We start from the raw sequence: 14,007 nt of genomic DNA on the forward strand, positions 1-14,007 counted from the left end.
AAGTCGTCGATGACTAGGAGGACCGATGCGAGTCAAGCGCTCCATCGTCGCAGCGCTAGTAGCACTGATGGCCGTCACCGGCCTGACCGCGTGCGGGGGAGGCAGCTCGAGTGCCGGGCAGGGCAACCCCGACGCGGTGCTCAACGTCGGCAAGCCCGACGGCCCGCAGTCGGAGAACAACAACCCGTTCCTCGAGACGTCCGCCCTGTCGAACATGGGCTACCGGTGGATGATCTACGAGCCCCTGGTCATGCACAACCGCGTCAAGCCGCAGGAGCCCGGCAAGCCCTGGCTGGCGACGAAGTGGGACTGGTCGGACAACTACAAGAAGCTGGTCCTGACCGTCCGGGACGGCGTCAAGTTCTCCGACAATAAGCCGATGACCGCCGAGGACGTCGCCTACACGTTCCAGCTGCTGCGCGACAACAAGGCGCTGAACGTCGACGCCGTCCCGTTCAAGGACATCACCGCGGCCGGCAACCAGGTGACGCTGGGCTTCGAGACCTCCCAGTTCGTCAACCAGCTCAAGATCCTGCAGACCCTCGTCGTGCCGAAGCACGCCTGGCAGGGCATCAAGGACCCGGCGCTCGACACCGTGAAGAACCCGATCGGCACCGGGCCGTACACGCTGAAGTCGGCGACGCCGCAGACGATGATCGTCGTCCGGCGCGACAGCGGCTACTGGCAGGAAGCGCCGAAGGTCAAGGAGATCCGCTACACCTCCTACACCGACAACAACGCGCAGGTCAACGCGCTGGTCAGCGGGGCGTCGGAGTGGAGCTTCGTCTTCATCCCGAACTACAAGGCCGTCTACACGAGCAAGGACCCGCAGCACTACAAGCTGTGGTTCCCCGCGCAGCTGGCCGTCCACGGCCTGTGGTTCAACACCGAGAAGGCGCCGTGGAACGACCCGAAGCTGCGCCAGGCGATCAACAAGGTGGTCAACCGCGACGATATCTTCAACCAGGGTGAGGCCGGCTACTTCTACCCGAAGAACGACCAGGTCACCGGCATTCCGACGCCGGCGGGCGACCCGTTCATCGCGCCGCAGTACAAGGGCCAGTCGGTCCAGGTCGACGTGCCGGGCGCGAAGTCGCTGCTGACCGGGGCCGGGTACAAGTTCAACGGCGACAAGCTGGCCGACCCGAGCGGCAAGCCGGTCACCCTGAAGCTCACCGTGCCGTCGGGCTGGTCGGACTACATCACCGACCTCGAGATCATCAAGGACAACCTGTCGCAGATCGGCATCACCGCGACGGTCGAGAAGATGAACCAGGACGCGTGGATCAAGTCGGTCGACACCGGTGACTTCGAAGGCCTGATGCACTGGACCAACGACGGTGCGACGCCGTACGACATGTACCGCGACGTCATGGACGGCACCCGCTACAAGCCGACCGGCCAGGGTGGCATCAACGGCAACTACGGCCGCTTCAAGAACGACGAGGCGACCCAGGCACTCGCGACCTACGCCAACGCCGAGGACGACGCCGCCCGCACCGCCGCCATGGCGACGCTGCAGAAGATCATGATCGACCAGCAGCCGATGATCCCGACCTCGGCGGCCAACTCCGGCGGCGAGTACAGCACGAAGAACTGGGTGGGCTGGCCGGACGAGGCCAACCCGTACGGCCCGGCGCAGCCCACGCTGCGCAACGCGCTCGACATCGTCCTGCACCTGAAGCCCGCGGCCTGATCCATGGCGGACTCAGTCATGACGGAACACGGGGACGGCCGCGGCGACGCGGCCGCCCCCGCCCCCTCCGACCCCATCGCCGTCGGGTCGGAGGGGGACCTCCCCGTGGTCCTCGAAGCCGAAGGACTCACGAAGCACTTCCCGGTGCGGCGCAAGGGCCGGGCCGCGCTGACCGGCCCGCGCCGCGCCGTCCAGGCCGTCGACGACGTGACCTTGACGCTCCGGCGGGGCCGGGTCACCGCGCTGGTCGGTGAGTCCGGCTCAGGCAAGTCGACGGTCGCCCGCCTGCTCGCGGGGCTCTACCCGCGCACCGCCGGTGACATCCGGCTGCACGGCGAGACGGTGAACGTCCGCCACGGCCGGGCGTTCCGGGCCTACTGCCGCCGGGTCCAGATGATCTTCCAGGACCCGTTCGCGTCGCTGAACCCGGTGCACACCGTGCGCTACCACCTCACGCGGGCGCTGAAGATCCACGGCCGCGCGGGTGACGACCTCGAGCAGGCGCTGCACGACCTGCTCCTGCGCGTCCAGATGACCCCGCCCGAGCGGTACATCGACAAGTTCCCGCACGAGCTGTCCGGCGGGCAGCGCCAGCGCGTCGCGATCGCGCGGGCGCTCGGCGCCGACCCGGAGGCGCTGCTGGCCGACGAGCCGGTGTCCATGTTGGACGTCTCGATCCGGCTCGGGGTGCTGAACCTGTTGCGGGACCTCAAGGAGCGCCTGCACCTGGCGATCCTCTACATCACCCACGACATCGCGTCGGCGCGCTACTTCGCCGACGAGACGATGGTGATGTACGCGGGCCGGATGGTCGAGGGCGGCGACAGCGAGACCATCACGCAAAACCCGGCGCACCCGTACACGCGCCTGCTCATCAACTCCGCGCCCGACCCGGACCGGCTCCAGGCCGGTGCCGGGGACAGCGAACTCGCGCCCGGTGAGGTGCCCGCCGAGCGTGGCGCCGGTGAGCCGCCGAGCCTGATCGACCCGCCGTCCGGCTGCCGGTTCCACCCGCGCTGCCCGGTCGCGATGGAGCGGTGCAAGACCGACCTGCCGCCGCGGTTCGAGGTCGACGACGCGCCCGGCCACTGGGCCGCGTGCTGGCTGTACGACGGAGCCGCCCGATGAGGTTCCTGCTGCAGCGGCTGGCCTTCTACGTCTTCACCGCGTGGGCCGCCGTCACCATCAACTTCTTCATCCCGCGGCTGATCCCCGGCGACCCGGTGCAGTCCCTGATCGCGAAGAACCAGGGCATGATCAGCGCGGAAGCCATGCAGTCGCTGTACACCCTCTTCGGCCTGGACAAGAACGAAAGCCTGATCTCCCAGTACTTCGACTACTGGGGCCAGCTCTTCCGCGGTGACCTCGGGATCTCGTTCACGTTCTTCCCGTCGCCGGTGTCGGAGCTGATCGGCGACAGCCTGCCGTGGACGATCATCCTGGTCGGCATCACCACGATCGTCGGCTTCGCGCTCGGCACCGGGCTCGGGGTGGTGGCCGGCTGGAAGCGAGGCTCGTGGGTCGACGGCCTGCTGCCGGTGACGACGTTCCTCTCGTCGATCCCGTACTTCTGGCTCGGCCTGATCGCCCTGGCGCTGCTGGCCGGCCCGGGCAGCTTCTTCCCGTCGTCCGGCGGGTACGACCCGGGGGTGGTGCCCGGCTGGGACGGCGGGTTCATCGGCAGCGCGATCCAGCACAGCCTGCTGCCCGCGCTCACCATCCTGATCAGCTCGATGGGCAGCTGGATCCTGGGCATGCGCAACATGATGGTCACCGTCGCGTCGGAGGACTACGTCACCGTCGCGCACGCCAAGGGCCTGCCTGAACGCCGGGTGATGGTCGGGTACGCCGCGCGCAACGCGCTGCTGCCGAGCGTGTCCGGCTTCGCGCTGGCGCTGGGTTTCATCGTGGGCGGCACGCTGCTGGTGGAGATCGTCTTCTCCTACCCGGGTGTCGGTTACCAGCTGTTCCAGGCGGTCGGCTCGCAGGACTACCCGCTGATGCAGGGCATCTTCCTGATCATCACGCTGTCGGTGCTGGTGGCGAACCTGTTCGCCGACGTCGCGTACCTCGCGCTCGACCCGCGCACCCGGAAGGAGGGCTGACATGGCTGTGCCCGCAGCGGACGTCAAGGCCGTGCAGGCCCTGCCGGCCGGCGCACCCGTCCGCCGGCGTCGGTTCCGGTTCCTCACCGGCGGCAAGACGGCCACCGGCCTCGCCGTCATCGTCTTCTTCCTGGTGATCGCGATCATCGGCGAGTGGATCGCGCCGTACGACCCGTCGGCCCGCAGCAGCGACCTGCTCGAAGGGCCGTCGGGCCGGCACTGGTTCGGCACCACGCACCTCGGCCAGGACATCTTCAGCCAGGTGGTGGTCGGCACCCGCAGCGTCATGCTCGTCGGGCTGGCCGCCGGCGTCGTGGCGACGATCCTCGCCGTCGTCGTCGGCGTGACGTCCGGCTACCTCGGCGGCACGCCGGGTGAAGGGCTTTCCGCGCTGTCCAACGTGTTCCTGGTGATCCCGGCGCTGCCACTGATCATCATCATCGGCAGCGCGGTGCCCACCGGCGGTGACATCCTGGTGGCGGTGATCATCGGGTTCACCTCGTGGGCCTGGGGCGCCCGGGTCCTCAGAGCGCAGACGCTTTCCCTGCGAGGGCGCGAATACGTCGAAGCGGCCCGGGCGACCGGCGAGTCGACGTGGCGGCTCATCTTCTTCGAGATCCTGCCGAACCTGACCGCGGTGATCGCGTCCAGCTTCGTCGGCACGGTGATCTTCGCGGTGATGTCGGAGATCACGCTGGCGTTCGTCGGCGTCTCCGGACTGTCCAACTGGAACTGGGGCACGATCCTGTTCTGGGCGCAGAGCCAGCAGGCCCTCGCGCAGGGCGCGTGGTGGTGGTTCGTGCCGGCCGGGCTGGCGATCGCGATCCTCGGCACCGCGTTGTCCCTGCTCAACTTCGGCATCGACGAGTTCGTCAGCCCGCGGCTGCGCGGGAGCGGCAAGGCGCACGTCAAGGGCGCCGACGGGCGAACGCATCGCATGCGCGTGGGCTTCACGCCCGTGCTCGGGCGGGAGGAACAGCCATGATGGACCCGGTCCTGGAGATCAAGGGCCTGGACGTCGACTACGGCGTCGGCGAAGAGGCCGTGCGCGCGGTCCGGGACGTGCACCTTACGCTGCACCGCGGCGAAGTCCTCGGCCTGGCCGGGGAAAGCGGCAGCGGCAAGTCCACTTTGGCCTACGGGCTGACGCGGCTGCTCGCGCCGCCGGGCGTGATCCGCGGTGGCCAGGTCATCTACCACCCCGCCGACGGTGAGCCGTACGACGTCCTGAAGCTGACGGACAAGCAGCTGCGGGACTTCCGGTGGGCGGAGACGTCCATCGTGTTCCAGGGTGCGATGAACTCGCTGAACCCGGTGCACAAGGTCGTCACGCAGCTCGTCGACGTCATCAAGGCGCACGAGCCGCGGTCGACGAAGGCCGGCCGCTACGCGCGGGCGAAAGACCTGCTCAAGCTGGTCGGGATTTCGGCCGACCGGCTGGAGGCGTTCCCGCACCAGCTGTCCGGCGGCATGCGGCAGCGCGTGATGATCGCGATGGCGCTCGCGCTGGAGCCGCGCGTGGTCATCATGGACGAGCCGACCACCGCGCTCGACGTCGTGATGCAGCGCCAGATCCTCGGCCAGCTCGTGGAACTGCGGGAACGGCTGGGCTTTTCGGTCCTGTTCATCACGCACGACCTTTCGCTGCTGGTCGAGTTCTCGGACCGGATCGCGATCATGTACGGCGGCCGGATCGTCGAGCAGGCGCCGGCGTCGGACCTCTACCGGGACGCGCTGCACCCGTACAGCCACGGCCTGCTGAACTCGTTCCCCGCGCTGCGGGGCCCGCGCCGCGAGCTCAGCGGCATCCCCGGCTCACCGCCGGACACGCGGGGCATGCCGGCCGGCTGCGCGTTCCACCCGCGGTGCCCCAAGGCCTTCGAGCCCTGCGACTCGCGGGTGCCCGAGCTCGGCCTGCCCGGCGGGGACTCGTCGCGCGAAGTGGCGTGCTGGCTGCACCCCGTGGTTACTCCCTGAACGCCGCTCGCCCCTGTCCGGTACCACTGGAGGAGACCTGCCTTGACCGAGACCACAGCCGCGACCGCCCAGCAGCAGGCGTTGATCGACAGCCTGCCGCCGGACTTCCGCTGGGGCGTGGCCACCGCCGCGTACCAGATCGAAGGTGCGGTCTCCGAAGACGGGCGCACACCGTCCATTTGGGACACCTTCTGCCAGGTGCCGTGGGCGATCGACAACAACGACACCGGTGAAGTGGCGTGCGACCACTACCACCGGATGCCGGCGGACATCGGGCTGGTCGACGAGCTGGGCGCGGACACCTACCGGTTTTCCGTGGCGTGGCCCCGGGTCCAGCCGCGCGGGCGCGGCGGGGTCAACGAAGCCGGGATCGGGTTCTACGACCGGCTGGTGGACGAGACGCTCGGTCGCGGCATCGCGCCGTGGCTGACGCTGTACCACTGGGACCTGCCGCAGGAGCTCGAGGACGCGGGCGGCTGGCCGGCGCGCGACACGGCGTACCGCTTCGCCGACTACGCGATGCTGGTGTTCGACCGGCTCAAGGATCGCGTCCGGCACTGGACGACGCTGAACGAGCCGTGGTGCTCGGCGATGCACGGGTACGTCCACGGCGTGATGGCGCCGGGCCGGCGTGACTACGCGGCCGGGTTGCACGCGGTGCACCACCTGCTGCTGGGCCACGGGCTCGCGACGCAGCGGATGCGCGAGGCCGCGCCGCCGGACACGGAGTTCGGCATCACGCTGAACATGTGCACGGCCGACCCGGCGACGGACTCTCCCGAAGACGTCCGCGCGGCGCGTCAGGCCGACGGCCTGGGCGTCCGGATTTACCTGGACCCGTTGGTGCGCGGGGAATATCCGGCGGACGTGGTCGAGGACCTGGCCGCGCGCGGTGTCAAGCTGCCGGTGCAGGACGGCGACCTGTCCGTCATTTCGGCACCGCTGGACTTCCTCGGCGTGAACTACTACTTCGGCCAGCAGTTCTCGGGTGTCGACGAGACCGGCCGCGCGGTCGACGACGACGGTGTCCCGGCGTCCCGCACGGTCCCGTTCGGCGAGCCGACCACGGCGATGGGCTGGGAGATCCTGCCGGACAAGTTCACCGAGCTGCTGACCCGTCTCGGCCGGGACTACCCGAACCTCCCGATGTACATCACGGAGAACGGCTCGGCCTTCGACGACGACCCGGACTCGTCGGGCTTCGTCCGCGACGAGCAGCGCACGGCGTACCTGGCCTCGCACATCGCGGCGGTGGCGGCGGCGCGCAACGCGGGCGCGGACGTCCGCGGGTACTTCGCCTGGTCCCTTTTGGACAACTTCGAGTGGGCATACGGGTACGCGAAGCGGTTCGGGCTGATTCGCGTGGATTACGAGACGCAGGAGCGGACGATCAAGCAGAGCGGGTACTTCTACCGCGACACCGTGCGGCGGGTTCGCGGCAGCTGACGCGTCCGGCCGCCTGTTCGCCGATCGCATAATGCCGCGGACCGCGCAGCACGCGCCGGTAGCGTCCGGGGCATGGAAGATGCGACAGGGCGCGCGGAGCTGCGCGCGGCCGAAGACCGGCTGCAGGCGGCCCAGCTCGCCGGGGACGTCGAGGAGCTCGACCGGCTGCTCGACGACAGGGTGTGCTTCGCGATCGGCGCCGAGCTGCAGACGAAGCAGGACGACCTCGACGGCCACCGGTCCGGGCGCCAGAAGGTGACCCGGCTGGTGGAGGAGGACCTGCGGATCTTCGTCGACGGCGGCACCGGCGTCACCTGGTTCCTCGGCCAGGTCGCCGCGGTCGTCGACGGGCAGCCGATCGAGGCGCGGATGCGGTACACGCGCACGTGGCTGCGCACGGACGTTGGCTGGCGGGTCGTCGCGGCCCACATCGCGCCCGCGTGAGTCACCGCGCTGAAGCCGTCACGGCTCTTCGGCGGTAAGGACGGCCCCACCACCCCGGCGGTGGCGGGCACCATGGTTCACCCCCGGGGACAGCCCTAGCGTCGGACGGACAGCCGACCCCGGGGGTAACCATGACCGTCCGAACGGAGATCAGACCCGCACCACAACCGCAGCGCTGGTGGCGAAGGCCGTGGATCGGCCCGCTGGCCCTGCTGGTGCTCGCCTTCCTGGCCTTTTCGCTGCCGCCGTACCTCGCCTTCGATCCCGCCCGGTCGCGCGTGCCGCAGCCGGCCGGTTTCGCCGCGCACTACTGGTTCCTCGTCGCCCACGTGATCTTCGGGTCCATCGCGATGGTGGGCGCGGTGCTGCAGATCTGGCCGTGGCTGCGCCGGACGCACCCGGTTTTCCACCGGCACACCGGCCGCGCCTACGTTTTTGCCGGTGTGCTGCCGGCCGGGGTCATGGCGCTGACCATCGGCTCGCAGAGCCCCTTCGGCCCGATAACGCAGGTCAGTGACGTCGTTGCGGCGCTGTTGTGGCTCGGGTGCACCTTCGCCGGTTGGCGCGCCGTGCGCGAGCGGCGCTTCGCCGACCACCGCCGGTGGATGATCCGCAGTGCGTCGCTGACGTTCTCGATCCTCGTCAACCGGCTGATCTCGCCGATCGCCATGGTCGTGCTGGAACCGCAGATCGCGACCACGTTCGGCGGCAGCGAGCTCGCCTACTCCCAGAGCGTCGCGGCGATCTCCTCCTGGGGCAGCGTGGCGCTCGCGCTGGTCCTCAGCCAGCTGTACCTCGACCGCCGCCCCGCGCGGCAGCCGGCCGGTGCGCGATGACCGCCGTCCGGACGGAGACTCCGCCGCCCGTCGTGCAGCCGCGCAAGACGTGGTGGCGACGGCCGTGGGTGGCGCCGCTGGCACTGCTCGTCGCCGCGTTCCTCGCCTACTCGGTGCCGCCCTACCTCACGCTCGACCCCGCGCAGTCCCGCGTGCCCGCACCGCCGGGGTTCGCCGCGCACTACGGGTTCCTGGTCGCGCACATCCTCTTCGGGACGATCGCCGTCGTCGGGGTCATCCTGCAGGTCTGGCCGTGGCTGCGGCGCACGCACCCGGTGGCCCACCGCCGCATCGGCCGCGTCTACGTCTTCGGCGGCGCGATCCCGTCCGCGCTGATGGCGTTGACCATCGCCCTGTTCAGCCCGTTCGGCCCGGCGGCCGGGGTGCTGAACGTCGTCGCGGCCTTGCTGTGGCTCGGGTTCACCATCGCCGGCTTCCGCGCGATCCGGCAGCGCCGGTACGCCGACCACCGGCGCTGGATGATCCGCAGCTTCGCGATGACCATGAACACGTTGCTCAGCCGGGTTTACGCCCCGATCGCGTTCATCACCCTCGGCCCGTACTATTCCGAGGCGGCGCTCTTCCAGGCCGCCTCGACGTTGGCGGGCACGCTGAGCCTGCTGACCCTGCTGCTGCTCAGCCAGTGGTGGCTGGACCGGAAGCCGAAGCCAGCCATCGCGCGATGATCGTCCGCTGGATTTCCGAGGCCCCTTCGTAGATGCGGGGGGCGCGGACTTCGCGGTAGAGGTGTTCCAGCAGGTGCCCGCGCCGCAGTGCGCGGGCACCGTGCAGCTGCACCGCCGAGTCGACGACGAACTGCGCGGCTTCGGTGGCGAACAGCTTCGCCATCGCCGCCCGGCCGCCCAGGTTCTGCTCGCCCGCGTCGTACGCGCCCGCGGCCGCGTAGACCAGCAGCCGGGCGGCTTCCGTGCGCGTCGCCATCTCGGCCAGCGCGTGCGCCACCGCCTGCTGCTTGATCAGCGGGCCGCCGAACGCTTCCCGCTTGCCCGTGTGGTCCACAGTGGCGTCCAGTGCGGCCTGCGCCATCCCGACGGCGAACGCGCCGACGCTCGGCCGGAACAGGTCCAGCGTCCGCATCGCGACGGCGAACCCGCGGTTCTCCTCGCCGAGCAGCTCCTCGCGCCGGACCTCGACACCGTCGAACGTCACCGTGCCGATCGGGTGCGGGCTGACCAGGTCCAGGTGCTCGCCGGCCAGGCCGGGCCGATCGCCGGGGACGACAAAAGCGCTGACCCCGCGGGATCCGACGCCTTCTGTCGTGCGTGCGAACACCGTGTAGAAGTCGGCTTCGGGCGCGTTGGAGATCCACATCTTCTCACCGGTGAGGCGCCAGCCGTCCCCGTCGGCTTCCGCGGCGAGTGACAATGCGGCCGCGTCCGAACCGGCGTCCGGCTCGGTGAGGGCGAACGCCGCCACCGCGTCCCCGGCCGCCACCGCCGGCAGCCACTTCGCCACCTGACTGTCCTGTCCGGACTGAAGGACCGGGTAGGTTCCCAAGCCTTGCAACGCCAACGCCGTCTCGGCCTCGGTGCTCACCGTGGCGAGGTTCTCGCGCAGGATGCACAGGTCGGTCGCGGCCGCTTGGCGCGACGGCTTTCCCTCGGCGACGCCGGGGAAGAGCCGGGCGAGCAAGCCGAGGGCGCCCATCGCCTTGAGCAGCGGGCGGTTCACCGCACCCTCCACCCCGGACTCGGCGATCGGGCGCAGCTGCTCTTCGCCCAGCCGCCGGACTTCCGACGCGAACTCCTGCTGCTCCGGCGTCAGGGCAAAAGCGGTCATGACGAAGCTCCCGGTCGCCAGCGGGCATGGGCGGTGCCGGCCGGGCCGGACCGGACGAGGTCGAGACGCGGCTCCGGCCCGTCGCTCCGGCCGGTCTGCGGCTTGCGGTTGCCCGCGGCGAACGGCTTCGGCCACGCCACGGGGTAACCCTGCTCGGCCGCCGCGTGCAGCGTCCACTGTGGATCGTAGAGGTGCGTGCGGCCCAGTGCGCAGAGGTCCGCCCGGCCGGCCAGGATCAGCGAGTTCACGTCGTCGTACGAGGAAATCGCGCCGACGGCGATCACCGCGATGCCGTACTCCTCGCCGATTTCGTTGCGGATCCGGTCGGCGTACGGCGTCTGGTAACTGCGACCGTACTGCGGCTTCTCGTCGCAGACGACCTGGCCGGTCGAGACGTCGATGCCGGCGGCGCCATGGGCAGCGAACGCGCGCGCGATCTCGACGGCGTCGTCGGCGTCCACACCGCCCTCGGCCCAGTCGGTCGCCGAGATCCGGACGGTCATCGGCCGTTCGGCGGGCCAGGCGGCGCGGACGGCGTCGAAGACTTCGAGGGGGAACCGCAGCCGGTTCTCGAGCGAGCCGCCGTAGGAATCGGTGCGCTGGTTCGTCAACGGCGACAGGAACGACGACAACAGGTAGCCGTGCGCGCAGTGCAGTTCGAGGACGTCGAACCCAGCACGAGCGGCGGCGTGGGTGCACGCGACGAACTCGGAGAGAATTGACGCCATGTCCGTTGTGGACAGTTCACGCGGGACCTGGTTGCGGTCGGAGTAGGCCAGCGCCGAGGGGGCGCAGACCTCCCAGTTGTCTTCGGGGAGGGGCTCGTCGATGCCGTCCCACATGAGTTTTGTCGAACCCTTGCGGCCGGAGTGTCCCAGTTGGACACCGATGCGCGCGGGTGACTGGGTGTGCACGAAGTCGACGACCCGCTTCCAGGCGGCTTCCTGGTCCGGCGTGTAGAGGCCGCCGCAGCCGGGCGTGATCCGGCCTTCGGGGGAGACGCAGACCATCTCGGTCATCACCAGCCCGGCGCCGCCGAGCGCCTTGCTGCCCAGGTGCACCAGGTGGAAGTCGCCCGGCACGCCGTCCACCGCGGAGTACATGTCCATCGGGGACACGATGATCCGGTTGGGCAGCTCGAGCTCACCGAGCCGGAACGGCTGGAACATCGGCGGCCGCGACGTCGTGCCCAGCGACTGCGCGAACCAGTGGTCGAGCTCGGTGGCGAACTCGGGGTCACGCAGGCGCAGGTTGTCGTAGGTGACGCGGCGGCTGCGCGTGAGGATGTTGAACGCGAACTGCGGCGGCTCCTGGTGGGCGTACTGCGCGATGTTCTCGAACCACTCCAGGCTCGCCTGCGCGGCGCGCTGCGTCGACGTGACGACCGGACGCCGTTCCAGCTCGTACGCCTTGAGCGCCTCCGCGACACCTTCGTTCTCGTGCAGGCAGGCGGCCAGCGCGAGCGCGTCCTCCATGGCCAGCTTCGTGCCGGAGCCGATCGAGAAGTGCGCGGTGTGCGCGGCGTCGCCGAGGAGGACGACGTTGTCGTGCACCCAGCTCTCGCAGCGCACGGTGCCGAACGAGACCCACTTCGAGTTGTTCGCCATGACGCGGTGCTCGCCCAGGACGTCGGCGCACAGCTCGCGGATCAGCGCGATCGACTTCTCGTCACTCTCGCCCGGCTTGAGGTTCGTGGCGGCGATCGGCCCGAACGTCCGCTGCCAGACGTCCTCCTGCACCTCGAGGATGAACGTGCTGCCGTCGCGGCCGTAGGGATAACCGTGGATCTGCATGATCCCGGCCGGCGTCTCGAGGACGTAGAACTTGAAGGCGTCGAACACCAGGTCCGTGCCGAGCCAGATGTAGCGGCACCGGCGGGTCTCGACGCTCGGCCGGAACGACTCGGCGAAGCGCGTCCGGATCGCGGAGTTGACCCCGTCGGCGGCGATGACCAGGTCGTAACCCGAGAGGTCCGCGGGCGCCTCCTCGCGGAAGCGCAGCGCGACGCCGAGCTCGGCGCACCGGCCCTGGAGGATGCCGAGCAAACGTTTGCGGCTCATCGCGGCAAAACCGTGGCCGCCCGAGGTGGTGACCGTGCCGCGGTAGTGGACGTCGATGTCGTCCCAGCGGGCGAACTCGGCGCGCATGGCGTTGTGCACCGCCGCGTCGGCGTGCTCGATGCCGCCGAGCGTCTCGTCGGAGAACACCACCCCGAAGCCGAATGTGTCGTCGGGCGCGTTGCGCTCCCAGACCGTGATTTCGTGACCCGGGCCGAGCTGTTTCGCCAGCGCGGCGAAGTACAGGCCCGCCGGGCCGCCGCCGATGACCGCGATTCGCACGCCGTCCAGATTATGTCGTCACCGGTACGACCGTCAATAAGGCGAAAGATGGGTTACGGTGGCGGGTATGGAACGCATCAACCCGCCGGAGCTCGGCAAGCCCTCCGGGTTCTCGCACGCGGTGGTGGCGGAGGGCCGGGTCGTCTTCCTCGCCGGGCAGACCGCGCTGGACGCGTCGAACAAGATCGTCGGCGACGGTGTGGTCGAGCAGTTCGAGCGAGCGCTGGGCAACCTGCTGACGTCGCTGCGTGCGGCCGGCGGGGCGCCGGAGGACCTCTGCAGCGTGACGATCTACATCGTCGACATGCCCGACTACCAGGCGCACACGCGCGAGATCGGCGCGGTCTGGCGGCGCCTCGCGGGCACCGAGTACCCGGCGATGGCGGGCATCGGCGTCGCCCGGCTGTGGGACGAGGAAGCGCTGGTCGAGGTGCAGGGCTTCGCGGTCGTCAACCCACGTTGATCGACTTCGCGACGTACGCCCGCGCCGGGGTCTCCAGCCGGGCGTGCAGCTCGAAGAACAGCTCGGCCGCGCGGATGCCGGACCAGTCGCGGGGCAGGAACTCGGCGGGCAGGCCGGGGTCGAGGTAGGGCATCCGCCGCCAGCCGGTGAGCACCCGGACGTAGTCGGCGAAGGCCTGTTCCTCGGCCACGGACTTGCGGCGCTGCCAGCGGCGTAGCGCCGGGCCGTGCTCGTCGAGGAACGTCGTGTACAGCTCGTCGAGCCGGTCGAGGTCCCACCAGTCGCGCACCTTCGCCGCGACGTCGCCGAAGGCCAGGTGGTCGGCGCGGAACAGGTCGGCGTACCCGGCCAGGCCGAGCCGCGTCAGTGCTTCGGCGGCCGCGTCGTGGAGGTGGGCCGGGGCGATCCAGACGCCGGAGGCGGCGGTGCCGAAGCCCATCCGGGCGAGCTGGGTGCGCAGCAGGTGGCGCTTGTGTCGCTCGGTTTCCGGCACCGAGAACACCGCGAGCAGCCAGCCGTCGGCCGGCGTCGCGCGCTCGCGCCGGAAGATCCGCTCGTCCCCTTCGCGCAGGATCTCCCGCGCGTCGTCCGACAGCTCGTAACCCGCCGTCGCGTCCCGGCGCACGGCTTCGAGGATGCCGCGCCGCTTCAGCCGCGAGATCGACGAGCGCACCGCGGGCTCGTCGACCCCGACGGCGGCCAGCAGGTCGATCAGCGAAGCCACCGAGAGCCAGCCGCCTTCGGTGCGCGAGTAGAGGCCGTACACCGTCACGATGAGCTGACGAGGCTGGGCCGCCCGGCCGGAGCCGTCCAGTTCGGTTGCCTCGGGTACGGCCGTCATCGGGCCACAATAACGGCTGGGTCGCCGGCGGGGAGAACACGATTTGGGACGGGTGCTCGC

The 14,007-nt window shown here is 70.1% G+C and carries 13 protein-coding genes; 10 read left to right on the top strand and 3 right to left on the bottom strand.

Annotated elements, in window-relative coordinates; genetic code table 11:
- The first annotated feature begins 25 nt into the window (after nt 1-25).
- The 9 genes from ACIA5G_RS40055 (at nt 26) to ACIA5G_RS40095 (ending at nt 9,190) form a co-directional block, all read left to right on the top strand.
- On the top strand, nt 26-1,696 hold the full coding sequence (locus ACIA5G_RS40055; protein ID WP_395933096.1) for an ABC transporter substrate-binding protein: 1,671 nt from the start codon (nt 26-28) through the stop codon (nt 1,694-1,696).
- 18 nt (nt 1,697-1,714) lie between these two features.
- On the top strand, nt 1,715-2,824 hold the full coding sequence (locus ACIA5G_RS40060) for an ABC transporter ATP-binding protein (protein WP_395933099.1): 1,110 nt from the start codon (nt 1,715-1,717) through the stop codon (nt 2,822-2,824).
- The gene (locus tag ACIA5G_RS40065; protein ID WP_395933101.1) at nt 2,821-3,801 is read left to right on the top strand and encodes an ABC transporter permease; all 981 of its coding nucleotides are present in this window, start codon (nt 2,821-2,823) and stop codon (nt 3,799-3,801) included. Before ACIA5G_RS40060 ends, ACIA5G_RS40065 begins: the two co-directional genes overlap by 4 nt.
- Nucleotide 3,802: 1 nt before the next feature.
- Entirely contained in the window at nt 3,803-4,786 is a 984-nt protein-coding gene (locus ACIA5G_RS40070) for an ABC transporter permease (RefSeq protein ID WP_395933103.1), read from the top strand.
- Nucleotides 4,783-5,778 carry an ABC transporter ATP-binding protein gene (locus tag ACIA5G_RS40075; protein WP_395933105.1) on the top strand — a complete coding sequence of 332 codons (996 nt, stop codon included), beginning with the start codon at nt 4,783-4,785 and terminating at the stop codon, nt 5,776-5,778. The genes ACIA5G_RS40070 and ACIA5G_RS40075 overlap by 4 nt, the downstream gene beginning before the upstream one ends.
- Before the next feature lie 42 nt (nt 5,779-5,820).
- Entirely contained in the window at nt 5,821-7,224 is a 1,404-nt protein-coding gene (locus ACIA5G_RS40080; protein WP_395933107.1) for a GH1 family beta-glucosidase, read from the top strand.
- Nucleotides 7,225-7,296: 72 nt separating this feature from the next.
- Nucleotides 7,297-7,668 (top strand): nuclear transport factor 2 family protein, encoded by a 372-nt coding sequence (locus tag ACIA5G_RS40085; RefSeq protein ID WP_395933109.1) that lies wholly within the window; start codon nt 7,297-7,299, stop codon nt 7,666-7,668.
- A 194-nt stretch (nt 7,669-7,862) separates the two neighbouring features.
- Nucleotides 7,863-8,504 carry a DUF2306 domain-containing protein gene (locus ACIA5G_RS40090; RefSeq protein WP_395933783.1) on the top strand — a complete coding sequence of 214 codons (642 nt, stop codon included), beginning with the start codon at nt 7,863-7,865 and terminating at the stop codon, nt 8,502-8,504.
- A 68-nt stretch (nt 8,505-8,572) separates the two neighbouring features.
- Nucleotides 8,573-9,190 carry a DUF2306 domain-containing protein gene (locus ACIA5G_RS40095; RefSeq protein WP_395933785.1) on the top strand — a complete coding sequence of 206 codons (618 nt, stop codon included), beginning with the start codon at nt 8,573-8,575 and terminating at the stop codon, nt 9,188-9,190.
- On the opposite strand, the gene ACIA5G_RS40100 is transcribed toward ACIA5G_RS40095, so the two are convergent.
- Entirely contained in the window at nt 9,141-10,304 is a 1,164-nt protein-coding gene (locus ACIA5G_RS40100; protein ID WP_395933111.1) for an acyl-CoA dehydrogenase family protein, read from the bottom strand. The genes ACIA5G_RS40095 and ACIA5G_RS40100 overlap by 50 nt on opposite strands.
- Nucleotides 10,301-12,643 carry a bifunctional salicylyl-CoA 5-hydroxylase/oxidoreductase gene (locus tag ACIA5G_RS40105; RefSeq protein WP_395933113.1) on the bottom strand — a complete coding sequence of 781 codons (2,343 nt, stop codon included), beginning with the start codon at nt 12,641-12,643 and terminating at the stop codon, nt 10,301-10,303. The genes ACIA5G_RS40100 and ACIA5G_RS40105 overlap by 4 nt, the downstream gene beginning before the upstream one ends.
- Nucleotides 12,644-12,710: 67 nt before the next feature.
- On the opposite strand from ACIA5G_RS40105, the gene ACIA5G_RS40110 reads away from it, so the two are divergent.
- Nucleotides 12,711-13,106, top strand: coding sequence for a RidA family protein (locus ACIA5G_RS40110; protein WP_395933116.1), 396 nt, complete (start codon nt 12,711-12,713; stop codon nt 13,104-13,106).
- Here the strand turns inward: ACIA5G_RS40110 and ACIA5G_RS40115 are convergent.
- Nucleotides 13,093-13,947: a PaaX family transcriptional regulator C-terminal domain-containing protein gene (locus ACIA5G_RS40115; protein WP_395933118.1), complete on the bottom strand. Its 855-nt coding sequence runs from the start codon at nt 13,945-13,947 to the stop codon at nt 13,093-13,095. The two genes, ACIA5G_RS40110 and ACIA5G_RS40115, sit on opposite strands and share 14 nt — an antisense overlap.
- Nucleotides 13,948-14,007 lie beyond the last annotated feature (60 nt).

The sequence above is a fragment of the Amycolatopsis sp. NPDC051758 genome (assembly GCF_044453095.1).
Taxonomy (GTDB): domain Bacteria; phylum Actinomycetota; class Actinomycetes; order Mycobacteriales; family Pseudonocardiaceae; genus Amycolatopsis.

What these genes read in the sequence shown, in the direction of transcription:
- ACIA5G_RS40055 (WP_395933096.1), top strand. Translation starts at nt 26, where the DNA reads ATGCGAGTCAAGCGCTCCATCGTCGCAGCGCTAGTAGCACTGATGGCC.
- ACIA5G_RS40060 (WP_395933099.1), top strand. Translation starts at nt 1,715, where the DNA reads ATGACGGAACACGGGGACGGCCGCGGCGACGCGGCCGCCCCCGCCCCC.
- ACIA5G_RS40065 (WP_395933101.1), top strand. Translation starts at nt 2,821, where the DNA reads ATGAGGTTCCTGCTGCAGCGGCTGGCCTTCTACGTCTTCACCGCGTGG.
- ACIA5G_RS40070 (WP_395933103.1), top strand. Translation starts at nt 3,803, where the DNA reads ATGGCTGTGCCCGCAGCGGACGTCAAGGCCGTGCAGGCCCTGCCGGCC.
- ACIA5G_RS40075 (WP_395933105.1), top strand. Translation starts at nt 4,783, where the DNA reads ATGATGGACCCGGTCCTGGAGATCAAGGGCCTGGACGTCGACTACGGC.
- ACIA5G_RS40085 (WP_395933109.1), top strand. Translation starts at nt 7,297, where the DNA reads ATGGAAGATGCGACAGGGCGCGCGGAGCTGCGCGCGGCCGAAGACCGG.
- ACIA5G_RS40100 (WP_395933111.1), bottom strand. Translation starts at nt 10,304, where the DNA reads ATGACCGCTTTTGCCCTGACGCCGGAGCAGCAGGAGTTCGCGTCGGAA.
- ACIA5G_RS40110 (WP_395933116.1), top strand. Translation starts at nt 12,711, where the DNA reads ATGGAACGCATCAACCCGCCGGAGCTCGGCAAGCCCTCCGGGTTCTCG.
- ACIA5G_RS40115 (WP_395933118.1), bottom strand. Translation starts at nt 13,947, where the DNA reads ATGACGGCCGTACCCGAGGCAACCGAACTGGACGGCTCCGGCCGGGCG.